Origin of the sequence: Streptomyces sp. CA-294286, from assembly GCF_050947155.1 — a bacterium.
GTDB lineage: Bacteria > Actinomycetota > Actinomycetes > Streptomycetales > Streptomycetaceae > Streptomyces.
Window position 1 is genome coordinate 5,432,062 of the sequence record NZ_CP192005.1, and the last position, 20,391, is coordinate 5,452,452.

General features: G+C 72.5%; 18 protein-coding genes and 1 riboswitch. Of the genes, 14 read left to right on the forward strand and 4 right to left on the reverse strand.

Features of this window, described 5'->3' with window-relative positions; all coding sequences use genetic code 11:
• Window positions 1-67: 67 nt before the first annotated feature.
• On the forward strand, window positions 68-1,231 hold the full coding sequence (locus ACQPZG_RS28760) for an ROK family transcriptional regulator (RefSeq protein WP_433548596.1): 1,164 nt from the start codon (window positions 68-70) through the stop codon (window positions 1,229-1,231).
• 178 nt (window positions 1,232-1,409) lie between these two features.
• Here ACQPZG_RS28760 and ACQPZG_RS28765 read toward each other — a convergent pair whose 3' ends face one another.
• Window positions 1,410-3,797 (reverse strand): chitinase C-terminal domain-containing protein, encoded by a 2,388-nt coding sequence (locus tag ACQPZG_RS28765; RefSeq protein WP_433548597.1) that lies wholly within the window; start codon window positions 3,795-3,797, stop codon window positions 1,410-1,412.
• A 250-nt stretch (window positions 3,798-4,047) separates the two neighbouring features.
• Window positions 4,048-4,178: riboswitch (FMN riboswitch) on the forward strand.
• Window positions 4,179-4,398: 220 nt separating this feature from the next.
• Between ACQPZG_RS28765 and ribD the strand changes: the two genes are divergently transcribed.
• Genes ribD through ACQPZG_RS28805 form a run of 8 tightly spaced genes read left to right on the forward strand, consistent with a single transcriptional unit; the run spans window position 4,399 to window position 10,358 of the window.
• On the forward strand, window positions 4,399-5,466 hold the full coding sequence (ribD, locus tag ACQPZG_RS28770; RefSeq protein ID WP_433549592.1) for a bifunctional diaminohydroxyphosphoribosylaminopyrimidine deaminase/5-amino-6-(5-phosphoribosylamino)uracil reductase RibD: 1,068 nt from the start codon (window positions 4,399-4,401) through the stop codon (window positions 5,464-5,466).
• 2 nt (window positions 5,467-5,468) lie between these two features.
• Window positions 5,469-6,086: a riboflavin synthase gene (locus ACQPZG_RS28775; protein WP_433548598.1), complete on the forward strand. Its 618-nt coding sequence runs from the start codon at window positions 5,469-5,471 to the stop codon at window positions 6,084-6,086.
• Window positions 6,083-6,739 carry a nicotinamide mononucleotide transporter family protein gene (locus tag ACQPZG_RS28780; protein ID WP_433548599.1) on the forward strand — a complete coding sequence of 219 codons (657 nt, stop codon included), beginning with the start codon at window positions 6,083-6,085 and terminating at the stop codon, window positions 6,737-6,739. The genes ACQPZG_RS28775 and ACQPZG_RS28780 overlap by 4 nt, the downstream gene beginning before the upstream one ends.
• Window positions 6,736-8,106, forward strand: coding sequence for a bifunctional 3,4-dihydroxy-2-butanone-4-phosphate synthase/GTP cyclohydrolase II (locus ACQPZG_RS28785; RefSeq protein ID WP_433548600.1), 1,371 nt, complete (start codon window positions 6,736-6,738; stop codon window positions 8,104-8,106). The genes ACQPZG_RS28780 and ACQPZG_RS28785 overlap by 4 nt, the downstream gene beginning before the upstream one ends.
• A 49-nt stretch (window positions 8,107-8,155) precedes the next feature.
• Window positions 8,156-8,641 (forward strand): 6,7-dimethyl-8-ribityllumazine synthase, encoded by a 486-nt coding sequence (gene ribH / locus ACQPZG_RS28790; RefSeq protein ID WP_433548601.1) that lies wholly within the window; start codon window positions 8,156-8,158, stop codon window positions 8,639-8,641.
• Window positions 8,642-8,676: 35 nt separating this feature from the next.
• On the forward strand, window positions 8,677-8,949 hold the full coding sequence (locus ACQPZG_RS28795) for a phosphoribosyl-ATP diphosphatase (RefSeq protein WP_185030482.1): 273 nt from the start codon (window positions 8,677-8,679) through the stop codon (window positions 8,947-8,949).
• A gap of 56 nt (window positions 8,950-9,005) precedes the next feature.
• Complete coding sequence (gene hisG, locus ACQPZG_RS28800) at window positions 9,006-9,854, forward strand: ATP phosphoribosyltransferase (protein ID WP_433548602.1); 849 nt, start codon at window positions 9,006-9,008, stop codon at window positions 9,852-9,854.
• Window positions 9,855-9,911: 57 nt separating this feature from the next.
• Window positions 9,912-10,358: a PH domain-containing protein gene (locus ACQPZG_RS28805; RefSeq protein ID WP_433548603.1), complete on the forward strand. Its 447-nt coding sequence runs from the start codon at window positions 9,912-9,914 to the stop codon at window positions 10,356-10,358.
• A 266-nt stretch (window positions 10,359-10,624) separates the two neighbouring features.
• Here the strand turns inward: ACQPZG_RS28805 and ACQPZG_RS28810 are convergent, their stop codons facing one another.
• Together ACQPZG_RS28810 and ACQPZG_RS28815 are read right to left on the reverse strand one after the other, a co-directional pair.
• Complete coding sequence (locus tag ACQPZG_RS28810; protein ID WP_433548604.1) at window positions 10,625-12,514, reverse strand: AAA family ATPase; 1,890 nt, start codon at window positions 12,512-12,514, stop codon at window positions 10,625-10,627.
• Window positions 12,515-12,938: 424 nt separating this feature from the next.
• Window positions 12,939-13,523: a uridine kinase family protein gene (locus ACQPZG_RS28815; RefSeq protein WP_433548605.1), complete on the reverse strand. Its 585-nt coding sequence runs from the start codon at window positions 13,521-13,523 to the stop codon at window positions 12,939-12,941.
• Between the two features lie 583 nt (window positions 13,524-14,106).
• Between ACQPZG_RS28815 and ACQPZG_RS28820 the strand changes: the two genes are divergently transcribed.
• The 3 genes from ACQPZG_RS28820 to ACQPZG_RS28830 all read left to right on the forward strand — a co-directional run bounded on the left by ACQPZG_RS28820 (window position 14,107) and on the right by ACQPZG_RS28830 (window position 17,077).
• Window positions 14,107-15,360 (forward strand): peptidase C39 family protein, encoded by a 1,254-nt coding sequence (locus ACQPZG_RS28820; RefSeq protein WP_433548606.1) that lies wholly within the window; start codon window positions 14,107-14,109, stop codon window positions 15,358-15,360.
• Window positions 15,361-15,471: 111 nt separating this feature from the next.
• A complete protein-coding gene (locus tag ACQPZG_RS28825; RefSeq protein WP_185030462.1) occupies window positions 15,472-15,624 on the forward strand; it encodes an SCO1431 family membrane protein in 153 nt (50 codons plus the stop codon).
• A gap of 280 nt (window positions 15,625-15,904) precedes the next feature.
• Window positions 15,905-17,077, forward strand: coding sequence for an acyl-CoA dehydrogenase family protein (locus tag ACQPZG_RS28830; protein WP_433548607.1), 1,173 nt, complete (start codon window positions 15,905-15,907; stop codon window positions 17,075-17,077).
• A 60-nt stretch (window positions 17,078-17,137) separates the two neighbouring features.
• Here ACQPZG_RS28830 and ACQPZG_RS28835 read toward each other — a convergent pair whose 3' ends face one another.
• Window positions 17,138-17,572, reverse strand: coding sequence for a hypothetical protein (locus ACQPZG_RS28835; RefSeq protein WP_433548608.1), 435 nt, complete (start codon window positions 17,570-17,572; stop codon window positions 17,138-17,140).
• 288 nt (window positions 17,573-17,860) lie between these two features.
• Here ACQPZG_RS28835 and ACQPZG_RS28840 point away from each other — a divergent pair, with 288 nt between their 5' ends.
• On the forward strand, window positions 17,861-18,301 hold the full coding sequence (locus tag ACQPZG_RS28840; RefSeq protein ID WP_185030450.1) for an Lrp/AsnC family transcriptional regulator: 441 nt from the start codon (window positions 17,861-17,863) through the stop codon (window positions 18,299-18,301).
• Window positions 18,302-18,431: 130 nt separating this feature from the next.
• Window positions 18,432-20,090, forward strand: a complete 1,659-nt coding sequence (locus ACQPZG_RS28845) for an amidohydrolase (protein ID WP_433548609.1) — start codon at window positions 18,432-18,434, stop codon at window positions 20,088-20,090.
• The last annotated feature ends 301 nt before the right edge of the window (window positions 20,091-20,391 follow it).

A 20,391-nucleotide genomic window follows, 5' to 3' on the forward strand; every position in this document is an offset into this window, starting at 1 on the left:
CTCCCCGTGTCGCGCCGTAAACTATCAGGAAGCCTGCCTGATAAATAGATCTGAAAGGATCCGGCTCATGCCCGCCTCCCCGAGCACCGCCCGCGCCCTCAACGACCGGCGCGCCCTGCAACTGCTCCAGGAGGAGGGCCCGTTGACGGCAGGACAGCTCAAGAACCTCACCGGCCTCTCCCGTCCCTCGGTCGCCGATCTCGTCGAACGCCTCCAGGACGGCGGCCTGATCACCGTCGTGGGGGAGAGCGGCGCCCAACGGCGGGGCCCCAACGCGCGGGTGTACGGGATCGTCGCCGACCGCGCCTACCTGGCGGCCCTGGACGTACGGACCGACAGCGTCGGCGTCGGCGTCGCCGACCTGCTCGGCCGCCCCCTCGCCGAGGCGACCCTCTCGGTGGAGGAGGACGTACCCACCGAGCAGGCGGTGGAAGCGGCCGTCGCGCTGCTGGAGCGCACCGCCCGCGAAGCGGGAGCCGCCCCCCTGCACACCGTCGGCATCGGCGCCCCCGGGCTCGTCGACCCGGCCACCGGTGAACTGCGCGACTCCACGGGGCTGCCCGCCTGGCACCGCGGCCTCGTCCGGGTGCTCCAGGAGCGCCTGCCCGCCACCGTGCTCGTCGAGAACGAGACCAACCTCGCCGCCGTCGCCGAACAGCGCCTGGGCGGGGCGCGCGCCCACGACACCTTCGTCCTCCTGTGGCTGGGGGCGGGCGTCGGGGCGGCCGTGGTGCTGGACGGGAGACTGCGCAGAGGAGCGTCCGGCGGCGCGGGCGAGATCGGCTTCCTGCCGATGCCGGGCACGCGCGGGCTGCCGTCGGCCACCCACTGCGACGGCGGATTCCACTCACTGGCCGGCAACGCGGCGGTCCAGGATTTGGCCGCCGAACACGGCGTGCCGACCGGGCCGCACGCACCCGCCACGCTCGCCGCGGCCCTGGAGGCGGGCGAGCGCGCCGAGCCGTTCCTGGACGCCCTCGCCGACCGGCTGGCACTGGGCGCCGCCTCGGTGGCCGCCGTCCTCGACCCGGGGTGCGTGGTGCTGGGCGGCGAGCTGGGGCTCGCGGGCGGCAAGGCCCTCGCGGCGCGGGTCGAGGCACGACTGGCGCAGCTGTCCCCGCTGCGCACCGAGGTACGGGCCGGGGAGCTGGGCGGCGGCGCGGTCCTGGGCGGCGCGCTGCTCGTCGCCCGCGAGGCGGCCCAGGACGAGCTGTTCACCCCGGCCCGCTAGCCGGGGCGCGTGAGCCGTGCGTCCGGCCCGCTGGCCGGGGCGCGAAAGACCTGCGCCCGGACCGCTGGCCAGGGCGCGAAGGTCCTCCGCCCGGCCCGTCGGCCCGGCAGCGGGAAACGCGTCCGCCCCGGCTCCCTCCGAGAGGGGGAACCGGGGCGGGGCGGATCGGTGCGGTGCGTCAGCAGGCGCCGAGGTCCTGCCACACCCCCCATTCACCGGTGGTGCCGGGCTCCGCGCCCTGCGTCCACCACTTGGCCTTCCACTGGCGGCCCTTGTGCGACACGGTCGCCCCGCCGCCGTACGCGGTGGCCGCGACGTAGGCGGGCGCGGCGCACGCACCCGGGGTGGGCGTGGGGGTGGGGGTGGGCGTCGGGTCGGGGCCCGGTCCCGGACCCGTGCCCGGCTCCACCTGCTCCGTGCCGCGCGCCAGGTCACCGGCGAGGGCGTAGGAGGTGCCGCCGATGTTCACCGTCCAGTTCCACGGCGTGGACACCGGAAGGTAGTAGTTGAACGACAGCTCGACGGATGCGCCGGGCGCCAGCGACTGCCAGGCCGGGAGCTTCAGCGAGGCCCGGTGGAAGTCGCCCTTCAGGCCGCCGATGTTGCTGCCGGTGTGATCGCTGCTGATCACCTTGGTGCCGAAGCCCGACTGGTCGGACGCGTTGGCCGGGGCCGACGTCGCGTAGTCGAACTGGAACTCCGTGCCGCCCGGAAGGGCCGTCTTCGTACGGTTGGTGATCTTCAGCTTCGGGGTGATCGGGTAGTTGGAGTCGCCGAGCTTGAATTCGCCGAACTCCACGCCGATGTCGACGGCCTTCTTCGGCAGCGGCTTGTTCGACACGGCCGCGCCGTACGGCTTCGCCGCCTTGAACTTGTCGTACATCAGCGAGGTCAGTGTGGAACCGGGCTCGTACTGGCCCTTCGCCGCGTTCCAGCCGTAGTCACCGGCCAGTTCCCAGATCATCGTGCCGCCGATGCCCCGGTCCACCACGTAGTCCGCCTTGACGCCCACCGACTGCTCGTCCTCCGTCGACAGGAAGACCTTCTTCTCCGCGTTCCACAGCCACGGCGCGACCAGCGTCGAGTCGTACTTGCGGACGTAGGCGCCCGTCAGCTTGGTGCCGGTCGGGAAGCCGTAGGTGGTCAGGTAGTCGCCGACGATCCCCTTCTCCAGGTTCTTCGCGTGCCACATCGGGTTGGAGCCCGCCGGGGACTCCTTGCCGTTGTCGTCCTTGTCGTGCCACAGGTTGTCGATGCCGACCGCGCCGTCGCCGCACTTGGTGAGGCCCGATCCGGCCGGACAGGTGGCGGCCGACGCCTTGCCCCACAGGCCGTCCGTACCGCCCTGCACGTTCTTGTGACCGCGGGTGTAGTACGGCAGGCCCACGTTGATGCGTCCCGCGGGCATCGAGCCGCGGAAGTAGTGGTACGCCCAGTCGGTGTTCAGATAGCCGATGCCGCCGTACTGCGCGCTGCCGTAGACGTTGGCGGCGGCCAGTTCGCCGTCCTTGCCGTTGTCGAAGAGCGCGGCGTTCGGGCCGACGTGCTCGTTCCATGCGCCGTGCAGGTCGTACGACATGATGTTGACGTAGTCCAGGTACTTCTGGACCTGGAAGGTCTCCATGCCGCGCAGCAGGTAGCCGGAGGAGGGGGCGGCGACGGTGAGGAGGTAGTGCTTGCCGTCGGCGGCGCCCGCCCGGTCGAGCTTCTCGCGCAGCGACTTCATCAGCACCGCGTAGCCCTTGACCAGGCCGCCGCGCCGCGCGTTGGAGATCGGGAAGTCCGCCGGGTGTCCCGCGTCCTTCATCGACGTGGGGTATTCGTAGTCGATGTCGAGGCCGTTGAAGCCGTACTTCTTGATGAAGGCGACGGCGGAGTCGGCGAAGGTGTTGATGCCGGCCTGGTTCACCGATCCGTCGGCGTTCGTCGCCATCGTGTAGAAGCCGCCGGAGTCGACGCGCTTGCCGTCCTCGCCGAAGTAGCCCCCGGACTCCGCCCAGCCGCCCACCGAGACGAGGGTCTTGACGTCCGGGTGCTTCTTCTTGAACTTGTTCAGCTGGTTGAAGTGGCCCTTGTACGGGAGCGCGGGATCCATCTCGGAGCCCGCCACGCCGGGCCAGGTCATGCCGGTGGCGGCGTTCTTCTCGCCGTCCGCGCCGACGGAGATCCTGTTGTCGCCGCCGACGTGCGCGAACGCGTAGTTGAGGTGGGTGACCTTGTTCCAGGGGATGTCGGACGCCAGGTAGGAGGGCATGCCGTCCTTGCCGGTGCGCCATCCGGTGAAGTAGCCGATGATGCGGCGCTGGTGGTCGGCGCCCATCTTCTCGCGGCCCTCGGTGTCGTAGACCGAGCAGTACGGGACGTCCACGCCCGGCGTCTTGTACAGGCCGTCGGGCCTACAGGTCTCGTGGTCCACGGCGGCGGCGGGGGCGGCCGGTGCGGCGTGGGCGGCGAGGGTGCCGGCGAGCAGCGCGGCGACCGCCGCCGTCGCGGTGCCCGCGGCGATCAGGGAGCCCCGGGCGCGCGGGGCGCGGGAGCGGCGGGTGGGTCTTGTGGGGGACAGCACGTCAGGTCCTCCTGGGGAGGCTCGGCGTCACACGAGGGGACGGGGGATGGTCCGTGTTGCGTGCCCGGGGCGTGCGCACACCGGCGGGCTGTCTCCGGGGAGGTGACGCAGACGTTAAGAGGACTAGACCAGCGCGTCAATAGGTCTGGACCTTTAATTGTGATCCGGCCCACAGGAGCTGTGAGTCACTCCACAGCTCCGTCCCGCCCACGCCGCCGCCCGGCGTGGCACACTGGCCGTGTACCAACAGCAGCGCACTCCGGGGTCGGTGTAATTCCGAACCGGCGGTTATAGTCCGCGACCCGGTCACCTCCAGTGACCGGTTGACCAGGTGTAATTCCTGGACCGACGGTGAAAGTCCGGATGGGAGGCAGTGCGCGGCGGGCCGTCACAGGTCGTTCGGTACGCCGCCGTCGGCGGGTGGTCCGTGCAGGCACATGACGTGCGTGCGCAGGAGGACCCTCTTTTCCGGCCCGGCGTGGCCGTGCTTCCGCATCCCGTGACGTGCGCCCGCTTCCTCTGTCGTCATCGACAGGCCCCGGAGTCCGTGCCCGAAGAGGCAGGAGACCCGGTGGCAACCGCCGCAGCAGACCGGACCGCGATGCGCCGAGCGATCACGCTCGCAGCGCGCGGCCTCGGCGCCACCAGCCCCAACCCGGTCGTGGGATGCGTGCTCACGGACGCCTCGGGCCGGATCGTCGGCGAAGGCTTCCACCAGCGGGCCGGCGGCCCGCACGCCGAGGTCCACGCCCTGCGCGACGCGGGGGACAGAGCACGGGGCGCCACCGCCTTCGTCACCCTGGAACCCTGCAACCACACCGGCCGCACCGGCCCCTGCGCCCAGGCACTCCTCGACGCCGGAGTCGCCCGCGTCGTCTACGCCGTAGCCGACCCGAACCCGCAGGCCACCGGGGGAGCGGACACCCTGCGCGCCGCCGGGGCCGAGGTCGAGCAGGGACTCCTCGAAGCGGAGGCCGCCGAGGGGAACGCCGCCTGGCTCACCTCGGTGCGCCTGGGCCGGCCGTACGTCCTGTGGAAGTACGCGGCCACGCTCGACGGCCGGATCGCGGCCGCCGACGGCACCAGCCGCTGGATCTCCTCCGCCGAGTCCCGCGCCGACGTCCACCGGCTGCGCGCCGAGTCCGACGCCGTGGTGGTCGGCTCCGGGACGATGCGCGCGGACGATCCGCACCTCGCCGTGCGCGGCGTCGACGGCGCGGTACAGCCGCTGCGCGTCGTCCTGGACACCGACGGGCGAGCGGTCGGGCCCGGCGCGCGGGTCCTGGACGACGCCGCGCCGACCCTCGTCGCGGTCGCCGAGGACGCGCGGACCGACCTGGCCGACGTCGTACGCGTGCCCCGCGCCGACGGCGGACTCGACGTCCACGCCCTGCTCGCCGAGTTGTACGCGCGCGGTGTCCGCTCCGTACTGCTGGAGGGCGGTCCCACCCTCGCGGGCGCGTTCGTCGCGGCCGGAGCCCTCGACAAGGTGGTCGGCTACCTCGCCCCCGTCCTGCTGGGCGCAGGCCCCGCCGCCCTCGGCGACGCCGGAATCAGCACCCTCTCCGACGCGTTGCGCCTCGATGTGACCGAGACGGTCCGCATCGGCCCCGACCTCCGCATCACCGCCGTCCCCACCGTCACCCCCGCCGCAACGAAGGAGCGCTGAGCGTGTTCACCGGAATCGTCGAAGAACTGGGTGAGGTCACCGCCGTCGAGAACCTCGGCGACTCCTCCCGCTTCCGCCTGCGCGGCCCCCTCGTCACCGAGGACGCCAAGCACGGCGACTCGATCGCCGTCAACGGCGTCTGCCTGACCGTCGTGGACACCGCGGACGGCGAGTTCACCGCCGACGTGATGGCCGAGACCCTCGACCGTTCGAGCCTCGGCGCCCTCGCCGTCGGCTCGCGCGTCAACCTGGAGCGCCCCATGGCGCTCGGCGGACGTCTCGGCGGCCACCTCGTCCAGGGCCACGTCGACGGCACCGGCACCATCGTCGACCGCAGGCCCTCCGAGCACTGGGAGATCGTCGAGGTCGCCCTCCCCGAGGGGATGTCCCGGTACGTCGTCGAGAAGGGCTCGATCACGGTCGACGGCGTGAGCCTCACCGTCGTCGACGCGGGCGACGACCACTTCACCGTCAGCCTCATCCCCACCACCCTCGCGATGACCACGCTCGGCATCAAGCAGGCCGGAGACCCGGTCAACCTCGAAGTCGACGTCCTGGCCAAGTACGTCGAGCGCCTGCTCGGCACCCGCGGCGACACCCCCAAGGAGACCGTGAAGTGAGCGCCTTCGCCTGGCTCAACGCCGAAGCCTTCACGGCCTTCGGGCAGCACATCCTGTGGTCCGACATGATCGGCAACAGCGTCGGTCTGCTGGCCCTCGCCCTCGGCTGGCGGCGCTCCATATGGACCTGGCCCGCCCAGCTCGCCTCCGGTGTCATCCTGGTCGCCGCCTACGCGTCCGTGCAGCTCAGCGGCGGGGTCGGGAAGCAACTGCTGGTCATCGGCGTCGCGCTGTGGGGCTGGCGGCAGTGGCAGCGCGGCAAGCAGCAGGCACAGGACGGGACGATCGCCGTCCGCTTCGCCACCTGGCGCGAACGCGGCCTGCTGATCGGCGGCGCGGTCCTCGGCACCCTCGCCGTCGGCGGCCTCTTCACCCTCTACCCGAACCTGTCCTGGAGCCCGTGGGCCGACGCGTACATCTTCGTCGGCACGCTCGCCGCGATGGTGGCGCAGGCACGCGGCCTGGTCGAGTTCTGGTTCGCCTGGCTGCTGGTCGACCTCGTCGGTGTCCCGCTCGCCTTCAGCAGCGGGCTCGCCTTCTCCGGATTCGTCTACGTCGTCTACCTCGTCCTCGTCCTGTGGGGGATGCGGGACTGGTGGCTGCGCTCCCGCGCCGCCGTCGCCCCGCCCGCACTCGAAGGAGCCTCGGCATGACCACCGCACTGACCCCCGTCGACACCGTCCCGCCCCCCTACGACAGCCGGGAGGCAGTCGTGCTCCACGACAGCCACGAAGACCTGCGCCTCGACCCGGTCGAGCAGGCCATCCGCGACATCGCGGCCGGCCGTCCGATCGTCGTCGTCGACGACGAGGACCGCGAGAACGAGGGCGACCTGATCGTCGCCGCCGAGAAGATCACGCCCGAGATCGTCGCGTTCATGATGAGCGAGTGCCGCGGCCTGATCTGCGCCCCCATGGAGGGCCCGGAGCTGGAACGGCTCGCCCTGCCGCAGATGGTCGAGCACAACACGGAGTTGATGCGCACCGCCTTCACCGTCTCCGTCGACGCCTCCGGCGCGCACGGGGTGACCACCGGAATCTCCGCCTCCGACCGCGCCACCACGCTGCGGCTGCTGGCCTCCGGCGACAGCACCCCGGTCGACTTCGTCCGGCCCGGCCACATCTTCCCGCTGCGCGCCCGCCCCGGCGGCGTCCTGGTCCGCAACGGCCACACCGAGGCCGCCGTCGACCTGGCACGCCTCGCGGGACTGCGGCCGGCCGGGGCCATCGTGGAGATCGCGGACGAGGACGGCGTGATGCTGCGGCTGCCCGAACTGGTCCCCTTCGCCCGCAAGCACGGCCTGACGATCATCTCCATCGAGGACCTGGTCGCCCACCGCCGCGCCACCGAGTTCGCTCCGGCCCCGACGGTCGCCCCGGAGGCGGACGCCCCCGTCGTACGGCGTGAGGCAGAAGTCCACCTGCCCACCACGTTCGGCGAGTTCACCGCGTACGGCTACCGCGCGCTCGCCGACGGCGTCGAGCACGTCGCGCTCGTCCACGGCGACCTCGGCGACGGCGAGGACGTCCTGGTCCGCGTCCACTCCGAATGCCTCACCGGCGACATCTTCCACTCCCAGCGCTGCGACTGCGGCCCCCAGCTGGACGCCTCCATGCGCCGCGTCACCGAGGAGGGCCGCGGCGTCGTCGTCTACCTGCGCGGGCACGAGGGACGCGGCATCGGCCTGCTGTCCAAGCTCCGGGCGTACGAACTCCAGGAGCGCGGCGTCGACACCCTCGACGCCAACCTCGAACTGGGCCTGCCCGCCGACGCGCGGGACTACGCGGCCGGGGCGCGGATCCTCGCCGACCTCGGCGTGCGCAGTCTGCGCCTGATGACGAACAACCCGGACAAGATCACCGCGCTCGTCCGGCACGGTCTCGTCGTCGGCGGGCGCGAGGCCATGCCCGTGCAGGCGGGCGAACACAACCTCCGGTACCTGCGCACCAAGCGGGACCGGATGGGCCACGACCTGCCCTGGCTGGACGGCGCCGCCGCCCCTACCTGCGGCAACCAGTAACACCTCCGGACCACCACACAGACGTACACCACCACACAGAGGAGAGCGCGTGAGCGGCAAGGGTGCACCCGAACTGAGCGTGAAGAACTGCAACGACCTGCGGGTGGCGGTGATCGCGGCCCAGTGGCACGAGAAGATCATGGACGGCCTCGTCGACGGCGCCCTGCGCGCCCTGCACGAGCTCGGCATCGACGAGCCGACCCTGCTCAGGGTCCCCGGCAGCTACGAGCTGCCCGTCGTCGCCAAGGTCCTCGCGGGCCGCGGCTACGACGCGATCGTCGCCCTCGGGGTCGTCATCCGCGGAGGCACCCCCCACTTCGAGTACGTGTGCCAGGGCGTCACCCAGGGGCTCACCCAGGTCTCCGTCGACACCGGCGTCCCCATCGGCTTCGGCGTACTGACCTGCGACACCGAGGAGCAGGCCCTGGACCGGGCCGGACTGGAGGGCTCCACCGAGGACAAGGGGCACGAGGCCGTCACCGCCGCCGTCGCCACCGCCACCACGCTGCGCACGGTCGCCGAACCCTGGCGCTGAGTGCCGGACCGGCACCCCGTACTCTAAGGACCATCATGGCCAACAAGACTTTCGAAGAGCTCTTCACCGAGCTCCAGCTCAAGGCCGCCAACGGCGACCCCACCACCTCCCGCACCGCCGAGCTGGTGGAAAAGGGCGTCCATGCCATCGGCAAGAAGGTCGTCGAGGAGGCCGCCGAAGTCTGGATGGCCGCCGAGTACGAGGGCAAGGAAGCCGCCGCCGAGGAGATCTCGCAGCTGCTGTACCACGTCCAGGTGATGATGGTCGCGCGCGGGATCTCGCTCGACGACGTCTACGCACACCTCTGAGCCCACGCCCCGCCCCACCCCCCGCTGTTCCCTTCGCACCAAAGGAAGCTGACCTCATGCTGCGCATCGCCATCCCGAACAAGGGCTCCCTCTCCGGACCTGCGTCGGCGATGCTCCATGAGGCCGGCTACCAGCAGCGCAAGGAGTCCAAGGAACTCGTCCTGGTGGACCCGGAGAACGAGGTCGAGTTCTTCTACCTCCGCCCCCGCGACATCGCCATCTACGTCAGTTCCGGCAAGCTCGACATCGGCATCACCGGGCGTGACCTGCTGCTCGACTCCGGGGCCAACGCCGAGGAGATCCTCCAGCTCGGCTTCGCCCGCTCGACGTTCCGCTACGCGACCCGTCCGGGCACCGCGACCGGCGTCCAGGACTTCGGCGGGATGACGGTCGCCACCTCGTACGAGGGCATCGTCGCCAAACACCTCGCCGACGAGGGCATCGACGCCTCCGTCGTCCACCTCGACGGCGCGGTGGAGACCGCCATCGAACTCGGCGTCGCCCAGATCATCGCGGACGTCGTCGAGACCGGGACCTCGCTGCGCAACGCGGGCCTCGAAGTCATCGGCGAGCCCATCATGAAGTCCGAGGCCGTCGTCATCCGCCGCACCGGCGCCCCCGCGGACGACCCCAAGGTGCAGCAGTTCCTGCGTCGCCTCCAGGGCGTCCTGGTGGCCCGCTCGTACGTGATGATGGACTACGACTGCCGGGTCGAGCACCTGGAGAAGGCCGTCGCGCTGACCCCCGGCCTGGAGTCCCCGACGATCTCCCCGCTGCACCACGAGGGCTGGGTCGCGGTCCGCTCCATGGTCGCCGCGAAGGAGGCCCAGCGGATCATGGACGACCTGTACGCGCTGGGCGCGCGGGCCATCCTCACCACGGCCATCCACGCCTGCCGTCTCTGACACCGTCCGGCCCGTTCAGCTCGTTCCCCGTACGTACGCAGAAGGATGCAGTCCGCCGTGTCGCAACCCGAACCCCCCGCCCTGCCGGTCACCTTCAGGCCCAACCGCACCCGTGCGGTCCTGCTGACCACAGGGGCGCTGATGTTCACCGTGATCTCGGCGGTCGGCCTCCTGCTGGAGACGCTCAGCGCGGGGGAGCGGGCCAGTTTCGTCTTCACCGGCGCGCTCATGTTCGGCGTGCTGCTGCTGCTCAGCCGGCCCAAGGTGGTCGCCGAGGAGTCCGGCGTCACGGTGGTGAACCTCACCACGAAGCGCCGGCTCGCCTGGGCGGAGATCCTCCAGGTGAACCTGCGCCCCGGCGACGCCTGGGTCTTCCTCGACCTCAGCGACGGCACCAGCCTGCCCGCCCTCGGCATCCAGCCGGGCATCGCCAAGGAGAAGGCCATCCACGACGCCCGCGCGCTGCGCGCCCTCGTCGAGGCCCGCGGCACGCACGCCGACTGACGCCTGCCCCTCCCCGCCCGCACCGCGCGGCCGGGCCTCATGCCCGCCGACGGGCCGCCTCGCCCACTTTGCTCGCCGACTCTGCGGGGCCGAGCGCCCGTGCTGCGCGTCCGCGGTCCCGGGCCCGGCAGAGGCACGTACGGGCTGCCCCACGTCGCGGACGTCCTCGACGTGGACGGCACCGAGGCAGCGGCGCCCACCGGACGTGCGCCCCCGGCCCTTCCGCCGCACGCGACACCGGTACGCGGCCCCACGGCCGGCGCCCCTCACATTCCGCCCCCCACCGGCCCGCGCCCCGACAGAACCTCCCCGTACGCCTGCATCAGGTCCGGCAACCGCAACGTCGCCAACTCGTCCCGCGTCGGCGTCGACGCGTACCCCGACAGCCGCAGATCCCGGTACGCGCAGCTCTTCTCGTACAGCGTCCGCAGGAACCGCCCGTTGCCCAGCTCGTCGATCCACCCCTGCTCGACGACGTGCGCGCTGATGCTCCGCAGCTCCTCCAGCGCCTCTTCGTCCCACCCGTCCCCGTTGTCCCCGGCCAGCACCTCACCGATGCTCGTCAGTTCGAGCGGGCGGTAGCTCGGGAAGTCGACCCGGGTGGTGAACCTCGACGAGAGCCCCGGGTTGACGGCCAGCAGCCGGTCCATCCCCTCCGGGTACCCCGCGAGGATCACCACCAGGTGGTCCCGGTTGTCCTCGGCCCGCTTCAGCAGCACCTGAAGGGCCTCGTCCCCGTACGCGTCGCCCTTGCTGTAACCGGAGTTGGCGAGACTGTAGGCCTCGTCGACGAAGAGGACGCCACCCAGTGCGGAGTCGATCAGCTCGTTCGCCTTCACGGCGGTCTGCCCGAGGAACTCACCGACCAGATCGGCGCGTTGGGCCTCCACCAGATGGTCCCCGCCCAGCAGTCCCAGGGCGTAGAAGACCCGCCCCAGGATCCTGGCGACCGTCGTCTTCCCCGTCCCGGAGGGGCCGGAGAAGACAAAGTGACGTTTCGGCGGCTGGACCGGCAGTCCCTGGCCGGCCCGCAGCCGGGCCATGTTCAACTGCGCGGACAGCGCGCGCACCTGGCGCTTCACCGGCTCCATGCCGACCATCCGGTCCAGTTCCCCGAGCGCCTGCTCCAGGAGGGCCGGATCGGACGGCCCGGCCGGGAACGGCGGCAGCCCGGCGGGCAGCGGCGGCCCCGGCTTCTCCCGTACTCCGGCGGGTGGCCCCGGCGGTACGGCTCCGCCGAACGGGAGCTGTCCGTCTCCCCCCAGCCGCAGATCGCCGCCGCCGTCCGACGGATCCGCGTCGCCCTGCGCTTCGGCTGCCTCCTGACCGCTTCCCACGCCGGCCCTCGACACCGCGGCGAGACCGGCCGCCGTCTCGTCGTAGCCGTCCAGGCCGTCTCCCTCGGAGATCGCCGCCAGCCGCGCGGCGGTGTCCATGAAGGCGGGATCCACCCGGTGCACCGAGCGGTACAGGGGGAGTGCTGCGGCACTGCGCCCCGTGCCCTCGTGCGCCCGCGCCAGCCAGTAGCGCAGTTCCTTGCGCTGCGGCTGCTCGCTGCGGCAGCGCATCAGGGAGGCGGCGAGCAGCGGCTCGGCCTGCCCGAACATCTCCAGCCTCACCCGCGCCATCCCGCCGAAAAGGCCGGACTCGATGCCGAGGAGCGCATCGTCGACGAGAGGGTCCGTGTGCCGGACCAACTGCTCCCAGTCCTTGACCAGATACGCCCGGCACGCGTGCAGGAACCTGACGTGGCTGTCGGTGTCCACGGGCGGCAGCCCGGCCAACGCCCGGTCCAGCTCCGGGACATGCCGCCCGTCCAGCCAGTGCGAGGCGTGCGCGAGCAGCAGGTCGCGGGGGCTCTCCAGGACCGGCTGCACCCACCAGCCCAGCCAGTACCAGGAGTTGAGCGTCCTGCGGTGTCTGGCGCGCTGCTCGCCGAACCTGTCCCGGTGGCGGTGCATGCGTAAGAGAGCCGTCGTCGTGTCGATGCGCAGGGCGTGCAGGCCGAGCCAGCCGTCCGCCATGCCGGGGTCCAGCCTTACCGCCGCCCGGAACTCCTCCTCCGCCTGCGGGTACGCCCCCATCGTGTAGGCGTCCACGCCGCGCAGCCAGGCGAGGTCGGCCGGGGCGTGCGTGCCCTGCGTGCCGAAGTCCATCACGTCCCCCACAGACCGTGCCCCCCGTGATGTGCTGCCGGGCGCGCACCGCAGGCCTGATGCCGTTGGCACTTGCCCGAACCGCTGTGTCCCGGACGGGAATTGACCGCACCGAAGGGCATCGTACCTGGGCAAGTGGCAGGTGAATAAGGGCGCAACGAGGCCCGCACGAATGGTGACCCTGGGTGAGCGAACCGGGCTCCCGTGCGGCCGGGCGAGGTGGCTCAGGGCAGAACGAAGCCCCCGATCACGGGGGAACAACCGGGGGCTTCGTGTCTGCGGGCGGCTTCGAAAAGCCGCACATTGAGAACGTAAGACCTGTACGCCCCCTGGGTCAAGCACAGTTGAGGCACTTGCGTGCCCGGTTTTCGCCGTCCTCCGCGACGTCCGCCGGGCAGTCACACAGGGTGATGGGCCGGTTCGCTCACGCGGTCGTGCGGAGTCCCGGGCGCCACTCGTACCCCTCCGGCACCTGCCGTACCAGAGTGTCGGCGAACGGGCGGGACGGATCCGTGGAGAAGTGCCGGGTCTCCGCCGTCGTCCAGCCGTCCCAGAAGGCGGACTGCTCGCTTCCGTCCCGGTCCCGGCCGCGCCGCCAGGACAGTTCGGCCGACAGATCCATCCAGAGGAGGTGGGCCAGGAGGGGACGCAGCGCGCGCCTGCCCGCGCCCACGCCCTCCATGAGCACGACCGGGGCGGGCGGCAGCTCGTACCGCGCGGGCCCGAAGCGACGGCGCGTCCAGTCGTAGGGCGCGTACCGCGCGCACTCGCCGCGGGACAGCGGGCCGGTCACCTCGGAGCGCAGCCGATCGGTCCAGCCGAAGAGTTCCTCGTGACTGGCCAGGTCGTCCAGATGCAGTACGGGGGCCGCGCCCAGCGCGTCGGACAGGCGGGCGGCGAAGGTGCTCTTGCCGGAACCCGCGTGTCCGTCCACGGCGATCAGACGCACCGGGCCGCAGGACGGTGGCAGGGCGCGGAGCCGGGCGGCGAGGGGGTCGAGGCTGTTCACCCGCGCCACCCTACGAGGAACGGCACGGCCGGACCGGAGCGCGGTGTTCCGCGTGCCGTCCCGGGACAGGAGCAGGACGGTCGCAGTATGGGCGGTCCGGGGTGCCGGAGGTTCCGCCGGGGTGGACACCGTGCCCGCCCGGACCGCGCTCGCCGGACCGCCCTCACGGGCCCGCGCGCACGGGCCCGTGCCGCTCCGCAACGACAGGGGGTCCCCGACCTTGACCAGCCCCGACACCACCCCGCCGGAAACGGCGGAAGCCACTTCGACGCCCGGCGTTCCGACGCACGGCGCCCCCGTGCCCGGCGTTCCGCCGCACGGCGCTCCGGTCGGCTCCGCTCCGGGGCACCCCGCCCCGACGTGCCGCGATGCGGCAGGTCCCGTCCCGGTACGGCCCGCTCCGACTTGCTCCGGCCCGACGGGCCCGAACCCGGACCCGGCACCCCCCGCTCCGACGGACTCCGGCCTTCCGTCCGCCGCGCGCAGAACCGTCCTGGCCGCCGCGCTCGCCGCCACCGTGCCGCTGCTTCCCGCCGCTCCACCGGCAGCGGCACGCGCCGCCGAAGGACAACGGGAGCCCCGTATGCCTCGATCGCCCCAGGAACCCCACCCGGTCGACAACCACTTCTGGACCACGTACACCGACTGGCGCTCCGGCACCCGGGGCGGGACCCGCGCCGTCGGTGGCCGTCGCCCCGGACTGGTCATCGGCGCACCGGACGGGCTGACCGACCACCCCGACCCGCACACCGGACGAACCGGAACCTACGAGTACGCGGTGTGGACCTCGCCCCCGTACCGCACGCGCGTCCCCGCCACCGAGATCGTCGCCTCCTGGAACGCCGACACCCCGCCCGGCACCTGGCTCGCCGTCGAGCTGTGCGCCCGGTACGCCGACGGGTCCCGAACCCCCTGGTACGTGATGGGCCGCTGGGCCGCCGCCGACACCGACATCCGGCGCACCTCCGTCGACGGCCAGTCCGACGGCCGCAGCAGCGTCCAGACCGACACCCTCGCCGTCGCCGACCCGGCGTCCGGCACCCGCCTCACCGGACACCAGCTGCGCGTGACCCTCCACCGGCTGCCGGGCTCGGGGCGGACGCCGACGCTGTGGCGGCTCGGGGCGATGGCCTCCGACGTGCCGGACAGGTTCACCGTCCCGGCGTCCGCGCCGCGCCGTACGGGAGAGCTGCGGGTGCCGTGCCTCTCGCAGGAGGTCCACGTGGGCCGGTACCCGGAGTACGACAACGGGGGAGAGGCGTGGTGCAGCCCCACCTCCACCACCATGGTCCTGGAGTACTGGGGGCGCGGGCCGGCCCCCCAGGAGCTGGCCTGGGTGGACCCCTCGTACGCCGACCCCCAGGTGTGCCACGCCGCCCGCCACACGTACGACCACCAGTACAAGGGCTGCGGCAACTGGCCGTTCAACGCCGCGTACGCCGCCTCGTACCCCGACATGAACGCGGTGGTCACCCGCCTGGGGTCGCTGGACGACCTGGCGGTCCTCATCCGTGCCGGCATCCCCGTCACGACGTCGCAGTCCTTCCGCAAGGAGGAGTTGTCGGGCGCGGGCTACGGCACCGCGGGTCACCTGATGACGGTCGTCGGCTTCACCGGCGCGGGCGACGTGATCGCGAACGACCCGGCCGCGCCCACGAACGAGGCCGTCCGCCGCGTCTACCGCAGGCGGGAGTTCGAGAACGTCTGGCTGCGCACCAAGCGGTACGACGCGCGCGGCGATGTGGCGTCGGGCACAGGGGGCATCTGTTACCTCTACTGGCCCCTGGACGCGACGCCCAGCCAGCGCAAGGCTCTCGCGGCGGTCGGCGTCCGCTGAGGCAGCCCGCCGGCTCCGGGACAGTGACCCACGTCATCTGTTCCGGAGCCGGACCCGCTGGCAATGTGGAAGCAACCGTTCCGCATGTCCCCCACGTACTGCGAGTGTCCGATGACTGCAGCCTCCGCCGCCCTCTCCGCCCGCCTCCGCACCCGCACGGGCGGCCCCGACGACCTCGACGGGCCGACGCTGTTCGAGCACGTGCTCGGCTGGACCCTGGTGATCGTCGTCGCCATGTTCGTCACGGGCGCGGGCCTGCTGTAGTCCCGGTTCCCGGCTCCTCCGCTCTCCTCCCGTATGCGCCGGGGACCGCCCGGCCCCGTCGCCGCACCACTCGGCCGTGCCGCGCCGACCACCCGGCCCGGCCTGCGCGTTTCCGACGCGTGACGGAACGGGGGTGATCGGGCATACTCAGCCGCCACAGCCCCGGACAGTCCGCTTCCGTAACCCGGAGGGGTCCTTCAGGCTGGCAGTAGTGAGACCGGCGGCGCCGCCACACCCTGCGCGCGCGCCTGCCGCCGCGCCCGACAGGGAGGACGCCGCAATGCCCGACCGCGCTCCGCAGCCGGTGGAACGACAGCTGCCCACCGAGGAGTCCCGTGACCTTCTCGCGCTCGTGCGCGACATGGTCCAGCGGGAGATCGCTGCGCAGGCCGCAGCCGAGGAGGACAGCGGGCACTTCCCCCGCGAGGTCTTCTCGCTCCTCTCCGAGTCCGGCCTGCTCGGCCTGCCGTACGACTCGGAACACGGTGGCGGCGACCAGCCGTACGAGGTCTACCTGCAGGTGCTCGAAGAACTCGCGGCGGCCCGGCTGACCGTCGGCCTCGGCGTCAGCGTGCACAGCCTCGCCTGCCACGCACTGGCCGGATACGGCACCAAGGAGCAGCAGACCGCCCACCTGCCCGCCATGCTCGGCGGCGGCCTCCTCGGCGCGTACTGCCTCTCCGAACCGGCCTCCGGCTCCGACGCGGCCTCGCTCCGCACCAAGGCCGTCCGCGGGGGCGACGACTGGGTCATCACCGGCACCAAGGCATGGATCACCCACGGCGGCATCGCCGACTTCTACACGGTCCTCGCCCGCACCGGAGGCGAAGGCGCCCGCGGCATCACGGCGTTCCTCGTGCCCGGCGACGCACCCGGGCTGAGCGCCGCAACACCCGAGAAGAAGATGGGCATGAAGGGTTCGCCCACCGCCCAGCTCCACTTCGACGGCGTGCGCGTTCCCGACGCGCGCCGCATCGGCGAGGAGGGCCAGGGCTTCGCCATTGCCCTCTCCGCCCTGGACTCCGGGCGGCTGGGCATCGCCGCGTGCGCGATCGGCGTCGCCCAGGCGGCCCTCGACGAAGCGCTCGCCTACGCCGCCGGGCGGCGGCAATTCGGCCGCCCCATCGCTGACTTCCAAGGTCTGCGCTTCATGCTCGCCGACATGGCAACCCAGGTCGAGGCGGGCCGCGCGCTCTACCTCGCGGCGGCCCGGCTCCGCGACGCCGGCCGGCCCTTCTCCCGCCAGGCGGCCATGGCGAAGCTCTTCTGCACCGACGCCGCGATGAAGGTCACCACGGACGCCGTGCAGGTGCTCGGCGGCTACGGTTACACGGCCGACTTCCCCGTCGAACGCTTCATGCGGGAGGCGAAGGTCCTGCAGATCGTCGAGGGCACGAACCAGATCCAACGCATGGTCATCGCCCGCCACTTGGTGGGCCCGGAGTCCCGCTGAGACGTGCCGGAACCGCGCGGCCCCGCTTCCCGGAGGGAACGGGGCTGCCGGAAGGGCCGGTTACGCGGCCCGCTGCCGCGGCACCTTCAGCGGCCGCGAGCCGGGACCGCCGACGTGCGAGAACGGCTGCGTCCGCCAGTCGAGTCCCTGAGGGAGCGTCAGCAGCAGCGCGGTGTCCTGCTCCTGGACCGCCAGGCTCTCGTCGGCCGGCTTCGCGTCGGCGGCCGGTCGCCCGGTTCCGGCGCAGGCGGTCAGCCCGAAGGGGTTCCACGGGGTGGGGCACTTCGCGTGCTCCGGCAGGACGTCCTCGTCCGCGAGCAGAGCGATCGGCTGCGCACAGTCCGGGCAGACCACCCGGTACATCTCGAAGGTGTCGTACGCGTCGTCGCCGGCGTCCCCGGCGGGAGGGAAGGAAGCGATGTCGGTGACGTCGGCGACGTCGGCGACATCAGGGAGCTCCGGCTCGGTGCGTCCGGTGCGCTTCAGGTTCTGCATGGAGACTCTCCCCCTCAAGGTGGGCCGACAAGGCGCTGCGGCCTCGACCACACCAAGCACTTCCCTGTGCGCCTGCGCGATAACCCCACAACGGAGAAGGACACGGCCACAGATGTGTGGCCTTCGTCACACGGTCGTCCCAGTGTGCCCGGCGCACCCGCCCGCGACCCGTCCCCAGGGGCGGTTCGTGAAGATGTGCGCGCGGTCCGCGGCGCCCCGCGTTCCAGCAGGCAAGACGCAGGCCGCTCAGGTGCCGTACGAGCCCCCGGCCCTGTAGGTTCTCCGTCCATGGAGGAGTTGGATCGTCACATCGTGGACCTGCTCGTCAAGGACGGGCGGATGAGCTACACCGACCTGGGCAAGGCCACCGGCCTGTCCACCTCGGCGGTGCACCAGCGCGTCCGCAGGCTGGAACAGCGCGGAGTGATCCGCGGGTACGCCGCGGTCGTGGACCCCGAAGCGGTCGGGCTGCCGCTCACCGCGTTCATCTCGGTGGCGCCCTTCGATCCCAGCGCCCCGGACGACATCGCGGAACGCCTGGCCGGCATCGACGAGATCGAGGCCTGCCACAGCGTCGCCGGTGACGAGAACTACATCCTCAAGGTCCGGGTGGCCACCCCTCTGGAACTGGAGCACCTGCTCACCAGGATCCGCACCCTGGCCGGCGTCTCCACCCGCACCACCGTCGTTCTTTCCACCCCGTACGAGGCCCGCCCGCCCCGCATCTAGGTCCTGCCCTCCGCGTTCTGGCAGCGCCGGACAGCCGGTATCCGGGTGCGCACCGCGTCCGGGCCGCGTCGGACAGCCGTATCGGGGCCCCTGGTCACACGCGCCCCAAGGGCTGCGCGAGACTGGTTCCATGACCGAGCGCACCGCCCCCTCCTCCCCTTCTTCTCCCGCTCCCGCGGACCGCACCGTGCTGCTGCGCGGCGGTGAGGTCCACAGTCCCGCCGACCCCTTCGCCACCGCGATGGTCGTCGAGCGCGGGCATGTCGCGTGGGTCGGCTCGGAGGGAGCGGCCGACGCCTTCGCGAGCGGCGCCGACGAGGTGCTCGACCTGGACGGCGCGCTCGTCACCCCGGCGTTCACGGATGCGCATGTGCACACCACGGCGACCGGTCTCGCCCTCACCGGTCTGGATCTGGCCGCCGCGCGCACACTGGACGAGGCGCTCGTTCTCGTACGTGAGCACGCCGCCGCCCGCCCGGTCGGCGAGGTCCTCCTCGGCGGCGGCTGGGACAGCTCCCGCTGGCCCGAGCAGCGCCACCCCTCGCGGGCCGAACTCGACGCCGCGGCCGGCGGGCGCCCGCTCTACCTGCCCCGCGTCGACGTGCACTCGGCCGTCGTCAGCACCGCCCTCCTCGACCTCGTCCCCGGTGTCACGGGGCTGGCCGGGTACGCCCCGGACGCCCCCCTCACCGGCGCCGCCCACCACGCGGTGCGCGCCGCCGCGCACCGGGCCGTCAGCCCCGCGCAGCGCCGTGCCGCCCAGGGTGCCGCCCTCGCACGGGCCGCCTCGCTCGGCATCGGCACCGTCCACGAGTGCGCCGGGCCCGACATCTCCGACGAGGAGGACCTGACCGGTCTGCTGGAGCTGGCCGCCGAGACGCCCGGCCCTCGCGTCTTCGGCTACTGGGCCCAACAGGTCGCGAATGCGAAGGACGCCCGGCGCATCCGGGAACTCGGGGCGATCGGCGCCGCCGGAGACCTCTTCGTCGACGGCTCGCTCGGCTCGCACACCGCCTGCCTGCACCAGCCGTACACCGACGCCCCGCACACCGGCACCGCGCACCTCGACGCCGCCGCGATCGCCGCGCACGTCACCGCCTGCACCGAGGAGGGCCTCCAGGCCGGCTTCCACGCCATCGGCGACGCCGCCCTGAGCGCCGTCGTCGAAGGAGTCCGGGCCGCTGCCGAGAGGGTCGGCCTCGCCCGCGTGCGCGCCGCCCGCCACCGGGTGGAGCACGCGGAGATGCTCACCCCGCAGACCATCGCCGCCTTCGCGGACCTGGGCCTCACCGCCTCAGTCCAGCCCGCCTTCGACGCCGCCTGGGGCGGCGACGACGGCATGTACGCCCAGCGCCTCGGCGCCGCACGCGCCCGCACCCTCAACCCGTACGCCGCCATGCTCAAGGCAGGCGTGCCGCTCGCCTTCGGCTCCGACAGCCCCGTCACCCCTCTCGACCCGTGGGGCACCGTCCGGGCCGCCGCCTTCCACCGCACCCCCGGGCACCGGGTCTCCGTGCGCGCCGCCTTCACCGCCCACACCCGCGGCGGCTGGCGGGCGGTCGGCCGCGACGACGCGGGCGTCCTGGTACCCGGCGCGCCCGCCGACTACGCGATCTGGCGTACCGGTGAGCTCGTGGTCCAGGCCCCCGACGACCGGGTGGCCCGCTGGTCCACCGACCCGCGCTCCGGCACGCCCGGACTCCCCGACCTCGCGCCGGGCGCGCCGCTCCCGGTGTGTCTGCGCACCGTGGTGGCCGGGCACACCGTGCACGTACGGCCGAACGCGTGACGCGCGGCGGGCCGCGTACCGCCGATCGGTGAGCGCCGGGCGGTCGGGGAGTTCTGCGCGCCGTCGGCACTGACCTGCTGATTCAACGAAACGCCGCAGGTCGCACAGGTGTTGACAGGAAGCGGCCACCGGCGGGTAGGTTCGGCCGGGTCCACCACGAAACGTCCGGCCGGAAATCCTCCACGCAGTCGTCGAACGCCGCTGGGTCATGGGGGCGGGAGTGCCGAACCGGCACCGCCGCCCCGGGAACCAGGTTCAGCGCCCGCGCCTCGGGGGCGAGGGAAGGTTTTTTCGGCCGCCG